Here is a 6609-nt window from a genome sequence, read left to right as displayed (position 1 = left end):
TCCGACAGACTCCTAGGCCGGTGGTCCGGGAGCATTTGCAATGTATGCCGAAAGGCTAAACTTTAAGTGGGAGCTGAAAATTGCGGCAGGCCATTTCCACTATGGAGGTGTCAGGGAGGCAACCTTAGAAAACAAGGAGGTTCCAATGGAAACTCGAACATTTGAAACCCGCACAACAGAGAAAAGAACCTATTTCCCCTGGATCAGCTGGGGAGCTATTTTCGGGGGGCTGGCCAGCGGCATGGAACTTACTTGCTGTTGGCCCTGCTGGGATTGGCGGCAGGACTTACGGCAGTGGATCCCCAGTCCGCAGAACCGGTCGGCAAGGCTTCCCTCATTACCGGCATCTGGACCAGTGTCAGCCTGGTCCTGTCGGCGTTTGTCGGCGGCTATGTGGCGGCACGCATGTCCGGCTTGACCAGGCTTGCCGATGGGATGCTGCATGGTCTGGTAGCCTGGAGCGTCAGTACCCTCGTTTTTGCTTTTGTCATCACCACCTCCATCGGCTCAGTGATCGGTGGAGCCTTTTCCGTGCTCGGTCAGGGGGCGAAAGCGATTACAGGCGGAGCAGCAGTAACGGCGGGAGGAGTATCAGGTTCTCCCGGAGCACAGACCCAGCTTGAGTCGTTACTGAAAGGGGCCTCCGGAAAAGGGGACATCAGCAAAGAATCGGTGGCCACCCTCCAGCAAAGGCTCTCCAGCGGCGACCGGGAAGGTGCCGTCAATGTCATGGTCAGCGACATGGGCTTTACACGGGATCGGGCCGAATCGATGGTTAACCAGGGCATGGCTTTGTTCGGCTCTGCCGGGAACCTTCCCGAACAGGCTCGTGGAGCCGCATCTTCAGCCGTTTCCGGCCTGACAAAAGTCTCGTGGGGGCTGTTCGGAGGAGTGCTGTTATCCATGGCCTTAGGTATTGCAGGGGGCGCTGTCGGCTCAAAAGCTGCCATAAAAAGGCGCAATCCGATCTTTCATAGGGGGTGACACAGAAAAACCTGCGTCGGCCCCAGTCAAGGGCCGGAAGACCGCCCTCCGGCCCTTTTATTTTCCCGCCTGCGACCAAGCTCCACCTCACCTGCACTGACCGCAACCTCATCCCGCAACCTGCGATTTATTTTTCCTTCCCCGTTTGCAACCTTCTCTCATCCGGGTAACATTAAATTAGACAAATACCATCGACATTGCACTAACCTGCTCCAGGTGGTGATCCATGCGGGCCGAAATGGGTAAAAGGGTAACCATCAGCTTCGTCTGCAGGCTGGAAGACGTTTAAGACTCTGAAGGAAGGGGACTGTCATGGCCAAGGTAATCATTTTTGACTTGGTAGGAACGCTGTTTTCCCTGGAGACGGTTAACAGGCTTCTGGAAAAAGAAGGACTGAAGGGAGACAGCTGGTTTCAGGAAAGCATCCAGACCGCCATGGCAGCAACACTGGCCGAGCGCTACCTCCCCTTTCGCGATGTGGTCGAACTCTCCCTGACCAACCTGGTGGAGATCCACGGATTGACGGCGGTGTCCATTCCGGCCGTCATGGAAAAACTTAAAGAGCTGCAGCCCATGGCGGGAGCCGTGGAGTGCCTGAAGAAGCTCAAGGGCAAGAAGGCAAGGCTGGCGGTATTGACCAACAGCGGCAAGCCGGCAGCGGTTGCCCTGCTGGAACGTTCCGGCTTGGCAACACATTTCGAGATGATCGTCTCCACCGACGAGGTGGAAAAGTGCAAGCCCCACCCTTCCACCTACCTGCTGGCAATGGACCGCCTGGGTGCCGAACCGGAAGACTGCTGGATGGTGGCAGCCCATGGTTGGGATATTTATGGCGCAGCAGCAGCCGGCTTCCACACGGTCTGGGTCATGAACAGAGACCGTCGCTGGCCTTTCCCCGGGCTGCCCCCCGGCGCCACCGTAGCCGCTCTCGGTGAACTGCCGGAGGTAATCGGCACCTGGGGAAAATGAGGGGGAACGGATGGAGAAGATACTGGCCGCCATGATGATTATCCTTGCCTGTACCGCCTGGCTATTGCCGGCGGAGCAAAAAAAGGGGGTATGAAAATGAAGATATCCAGTCCTGCCTTTACCGACAACCGGAGTATTCCCGACCGATACACCTGCAACGGCGACAATATCAGTCCGCCCCTCAGATTCGAAAACGTCCCCGCAAGGACCAAGTCCCTGGCGCTGATTGTCGATGACCCCGATGCGCCGTCGGGCACATGGACCCATTGGATAGTTTGGAACATGAGCCCCCGCACCCAGGAACTGGCCGAGAACGCCGCCCCAAGGGAGGCAATTGTCGGCAAAAACGACTTCTACCATAACAGTTACGGCGGCCCCTGCCCCCCATCGGGTACCCATCGTTACTTCTTCAGGCTTTATGCCCTGGATGCAGTTCTGCAAACAGCCGGACATGCCACAAGGGCCGAACTGGAAAAAGCCCTTCAGCCGCACATCATCGAGACCACCGAGCTCATGGGCACGTATCAAAAGAAATAACCCCGGAGGCTGCCTTCAAAAGCAGCCTCTCCACCCCGCTCTTTTCCCACATGATTCAACCGTTTCCGACAGCACTACAAGTCCCTCCAACAACTAATGGGTTAATACCCCGGTTGACAATCCCCCCACCAGGATAAACTAAGTTATCATTAATTCCTTCACGAAAGGATTTTCCATGTTCAAGGAATTCAAGGAATTTGCCGTCAAGGGAAATGCCGTGGATCTGGCCGTCGGTGTCATCATCGGCGCTGCCTTCGGCAAGATCGTCACCAGCCTCGTCAATGACATCCTCATGCCCCCCCTTGGACTGCTTACCGGGAAAATGGATTTCAGCAACCTGTTCATCAACCTTTCCAGCACCCCTGTCGACACGGTGGCCAAGGCAAAGGCCGCCGGCATACCCACCATCAACTACGGCCTCTTTTTCAACAACATCATCGACTTCATTCTCGTTGCATTCTCTGTATTTCTTGTGATAAAGCAGATCAACCGACTCCGCCGGCCTGAAACACCTCCCCCACCGTCCACCCGGCAGTGCCCGTTCTGCCTGAGCCCAATGCCTCTGGCCGCATCCCGTTGCCCCCAGTGCACCTCTGCTGTGGAGCCGACGGCAACATAGGAAGTAAAATTCAATGCAGAAGAAGGAGGAAGAAAATGAAGTTATTCAAGCGCATGCTGTTGGCAGCAGGCACCCTGCTGCTCTCGGTGGGCACAGTTTCGGCTGCAGGAGTCGAACCCGGGGCCTTTTACCTCTCTCCCATCGTGGGGGATATACCTTTGACGGCAAACAACACCTGGAGACCCAGCCTGTGGGAGGCATTCGGGCCGGCTACAATTTCACCAAATACCTTGGTGCCGAGGCGCTCTTCGACTATACCCGCACCGAAGGAACCAGGAGCTCGACGAAAACCGATTTCTATCGCTATGGGGCCGATGCGCTGCTCCACATCTTCCCCGACAACAAACTGGTGCCCTATATCGCCGCCGGCTACAGCGGCATGTCCCTTGACAGCAATGACGGCACCAAGCTGACCCGCGGCGTATTCGACTACGGCCCCGGCATCAAGTACTTCATCTCCGATACCTGGGCACTGAGGGGCGATTTCCGTCACCTGATCTTCAAGCATGAAGGGGATTCCTACAGTAATTATGAATATAATCTCGGCCTCGTCTACTCCTTTGGCGCAGCAAGGAACCGGCTCCCGTTGCCAAAGCTGAACCGGCGCCAGCACCAGCCCCCGAACCGGCTCCGGCTCCAGCTCCTGTTGTAGCTCCTCCGCCTGCACCCGCCGATTCCGATAATGACGGCGTTATCGACTCCCTGGATAAATGCCCTGGCACTCCTGCAGGCGTCAAGGTTGACAAGGACGGCTGCCCCGTTGATTCCGACAAGGATGGCGTTGCCGATTACCTGGACAAGTGTCCGGGCACCCCGGCCGGCGTTCAGGTGGATAAGGACGGCTGCCCTGTTGACTCCGACAAGGACGGCGTCGCCGACTACCTGGACAAGTGTCCCGGTACACCCGCAGGAGTTCAGGTTGACCAGGATGGCTGCCCCGTTGACTCCGACGGCGACGGCGTTGCCGATTACCTGGACAAATGCCCAGGCACCCCAAAGGAAACCAAGGTGAAAGCCGACGGCTGCCCGGACCTGGAAACCCTCAGCATGTCCATCAACGTTCAGTTCGCCACCGGGAAGAATGACATTCAGCCAAATATGCCGGCGAAATCAAGAAAGTTGCCGATTATATGCAGAAATACCCGACGGTCAAAGGAGTGATCGAAGGACATACCGACAATGTGGGATCAGCTGCCGCCAACATGAAGCTCTCCCAGCGCCGCGCCGAAGCCGTCCGCAGCTATTTGATCAAAAAGCACGGCATTGCCGCCGGCCGCCTCACCGCCAAGGGCTACGGCATGACCCGTCCCATTGCCGACAATGGAACCGAGGCAGGACGTCAGCAGAACCGCCGCATTACCGCGGTTCTCGATTCGGTAACCGTCGAAAAACAGTAACAGAATCAGCACCCTGCTCTGCAACGACGAAAGGTAGCCTTCCAGACTTTGGAAGGCTACCTTTTTTTGACTGCTCGTTCAGCCGCGGGGTAACACCTGCCGTTCCCCATGGGCCTCACTTTGCGGGCGTGTCAGTAGTTGGGGAAATTAGGAGGAAATTAGGGACATCCCCCGGTTTTACTTTTTGTCCCTAGTTTTCCCTTAGGTGTAAATAAAAGGAAAGGCTATTTCCTGAATATTTTCAAAATAGCCTCTCTTCTTTCGCGTCTGTACTCATCATTGCCTAATCGGCTGATTCATTCAGCCGCAATAACCGGTGCCCCTCAAAAACGGTAAGTATTTCAATTCGATCACCATTTAATCGGTAGACAATGCGATATCCTCGGTAAATCAGTTCTCGAATGTCAGGATTGCCAATTTCTGGTGCTGACCTTCCGCTTCTCGGGTTATCAGACAAAATAGCTTCTGCATGATCAATTAAGGCATCGACAAACCGGATAGCGCGTTCCACACTGTCACGTGCAATGAACTCCTCGATATCGACCAGATTTTCGCCAGCTTCCCGTGACCACGTCACGCTCATGGATTGCTCACACTTCTTCGTGCTTGTAGAGATTTCCGTAGTTCATCAGTCGTTTGGGTCTGCCCATTTTCAGCGTCCGAAATTCCCCTCTCAACAGAATCGAGAAATGATTTTCGATACACCAGTTCATCATAATCTGAAGCGGACAATAGCACTCCTGCAGGTTTGCTGTTTTGGGTAATGATAAGTGGATGTCTGGATGTCTGAAGTATTTTGAACCACTTGGAAATATTCGTTTTAAATTCTGCAATTGGGACTATGTCATTACTGATTGAAATTGGTCTCATTATTATTGCTCCCTATATAGATATTATTATAGCCAAAATATAGGCCAATAAAACGATCAATGCAAGTACTCAGTCATGTTTTTGTTGTCCAACGGCGAGCTGGGTACAGCTCGCGTAAAGGGGGACGGGCGAGCTGGGTACAGCTCGCGTAAAGGGGGACGTAGTTAATTTTGCAAAGTGACTACAATATCATGTAATTCCGGGGTCATTGTATATATCTCCTCGCCTCTTCGCGCAGCCAAGCATACTCCGGCGCGGCTGACATTCAAAGTTCTCGCGACTGACGCGCCACTAATTCCTATTTTGATAACGGCGATATAGCATAGTGCACCTCTTGCGTCGGAAAGATCTTTTCGTTTGCCTCCTTGCCGTAATGACGCTGGTTCTATTGAAAATATCCGCGAGACATGCCGGATAATTTCATCCAGGGAAACACTGCTCATTGCAGTTCCGGTTGGCTGCGTCTCCTGTTGCAGTCGTTCCACAAAATCTCCGCTGCCGAGAATTCTTTCATCATAAGATCCATATTCATCTGATCCAGATATTTTAAGGGACCGCCGCAATCCGCCACCAACCAATTCATCTCTTTTCCCCTGGCAGATGCCGTCCTCAATGAATGATCGATATTTTTTACATGCACTCCCCTTTCTGTTGTCGAACAGCAGGAGCACCTCCTCCCCGTTCTGACCTGCAAATGACCCCTTTCCCATAATAACCGCATGCCCCGACCATTTGTATGAATCCAGAACATCCAATGAATCAACCAGACCGACTCTTAAAGGATTAAGGTGAATATAGCGGACAAGCTCAAGAAGATAAGAGTCTTCCTCACAAACTATGGATTTGTAGCGATTCTGGAAAAGATGACCGCTGCGGTGATGACGCAGGTTGAAGACCACTGCATAGCCTGTCAACAGGCGACGCATAAAGACGGATAATTTTGTCGATTGGGGGCGAAGGAGTAAGTGGAAATGATTGGACATGAGCGCCCAAGCAAGGCAATCGGTTCCGGTGGCGATAAGGAGTTTGGATAAGCGTTCAATAAATAGAGCTTTGTCATCGTCGTCGAGAAATATGTCTCGCTTTTCGATGCCGCGGACCATCACATGCTGGAGAAGACCTGGAATATCGATACGGGCTGATCTTGGCATGGTGAAGAGATTATCACTGAGAAGCAGTGAAGTCAACCAACTTAACTACGTCCCCCCAGCTTCCGCGTCCCCCCAGCTTCCG

At 53.7% G+C, this 6609-nt stretch carries 10 protein-coding genes and 1 pseudogene; 8 read left to right on the top strand and 3 right to left on the bottom strand.

Features of this window, described 5'->3' with window-relative positions:
- The first annotated feature begins 252 nt into the window (after positions 1 to 252).
- From JCM15764_RS20470 to JCM15764_RS25510, 8 genes and pseudogenes are all read left to right on the top strand, one after another.
- Positions 253 to 984 (top strand): hypothetical protein, encoded by a 732-nt coding sequence (locus tag JCM15764_RS20470; RefSeq protein ID WP_054698779.1) that lies wholly within the window; start codon positions 253 to 255, stop codon positions 982 to 984.
- A gap of 312 nt (positions 985 to 1296) precedes the next feature.
- Positions 1297 to 1953, top strand: coding sequence for a haloacid dehalogenase type II (locus JCM15764_RS20465; protein WP_054698777.1), 657 nt, complete (start codon positions 1297 to 1299; stop codon positions 1951 to 1953).
- Positions 1954 to 2049: 96 nt separating this feature from the next.
- A complete protein-coding gene (locus tag JCM15764_RS20460) occupies positions 2050 to 2490 on the top strand; it encodes a YbhB/YbcL family Raf kinase inhibitor-like protein (protein WP_243689522.1) in 441 nt (146 codons plus the stop codon).
- 175 nt (positions 2491 to 2665) lie between these two features.
- Entirely contained in the window at positions 2666 to 3109 is a 444-nt protein-coding gene (gene mscL, locus JCM15764_RS20455; RefSeq protein WP_054698773.1) for a large conductance mechanosensitive channel protein MscL, read from the top strand.
- A gap of 13 nt (positions 3110 to 3122) precedes the next feature.
- Positions 3123 to 3761: a porin family protein gene (locus JCM15764_RS25520; protein ID WP_243689521.1), complete on the top strand. Its 639-nt coding sequence runs from the start codon at positions 3123 to 3125 to the stop codon at positions 3759 to 3761.
- A gap of 41 nt (positions 3762 to 3802) precedes the next feature.
- Positions 3803 to 3895 (top strand): annotated as a pseudogene (locus tag JCM15764_RS29005) (hypothetical protein); the annotation flags it as partial.
- A 42-nt stretch (positions 3896 to 3937) separates the two neighbouring features.
- Complete coding sequence (locus JCM15764_RS25515) at positions 3938 to 4270, top strand: thrombospondin type 3 repeat-containing protein (RefSeq protein WP_243689520.1); 333 nt, start codon at positions 3938 to 3940, stop codon at positions 4268 to 4270.
- The gene (locus tag JCM15764_RS25510; RefSeq protein ID WP_243689519.1) at positions 4240 to 4506 is read left to right on the top strand and encodes an OmpA family protein; all 267 of its coding nucleotides are present in this window, start codon (positions 4240 to 4242) and stop codon (positions 4504 to 4506) included. Before JCM15764_RS25515 ends, JCM15764_RS25510 begins: the two co-directional genes overlap by 31 nt.
- Positions 4507 to 4789: 283 nt before the next feature.
- Here the strand turns inward: JCM15764_RS25510 and JCM15764_RS20445 are convergent, their stop codons facing one another.
- The 3 genes from JCM15764_RS20445 to JCM15764_RS20440 form a co-directional block, all read right to left on the bottom strand.
- Entirely contained in the window at positions 4790 to 5089 is a 300-nt protein-coding gene (locus tag JCM15764_RS20445) for a type II toxin-antitoxin system RelE/ParE family toxin (protein ID WP_054698771.1), read from the bottom strand.
- Complete coding sequence (locus tag JCM15764_RS25505; protein ID WP_243689518.1) at positions 5086 to 5376, bottom strand: type II toxin-antitoxin system Phd/YefM family antitoxin; 291 nt, start codon at positions 5374 to 5376, stop codon at positions 5086 to 5088. The genes JCM15764_RS20445 and JCM15764_RS25505 overlap by 4 nt, the downstream gene beginning before the upstream one ends.
- Before the next feature lie 164 nt (positions 5377 to 5540).
- Positions 5541 to 6479: a transposase gene (locus JCM15764_RS20440; RefSeq protein WP_243689517.1), complete on the bottom strand. Its 939-nt coding sequence runs from the start codon at positions 6477 to 6479 to the stop codon at positions 5541 to 5543.
- Positions 6480 to 6609 lie beyond the last annotated feature (130 nt).

This window comes from Geotalea toluenoxydans JCM 15764 (assembly GCF_001311985.1).
Lineage (GTDB): Bacteria > Desulfobacterota > Desulfuromonadia > Geobacterales > Geobacteraceae > Geotalea > Geotalea toluenoxydans.
This window is presented reverse-complemented; position numbering and strand designations above follow the sequence as displayed.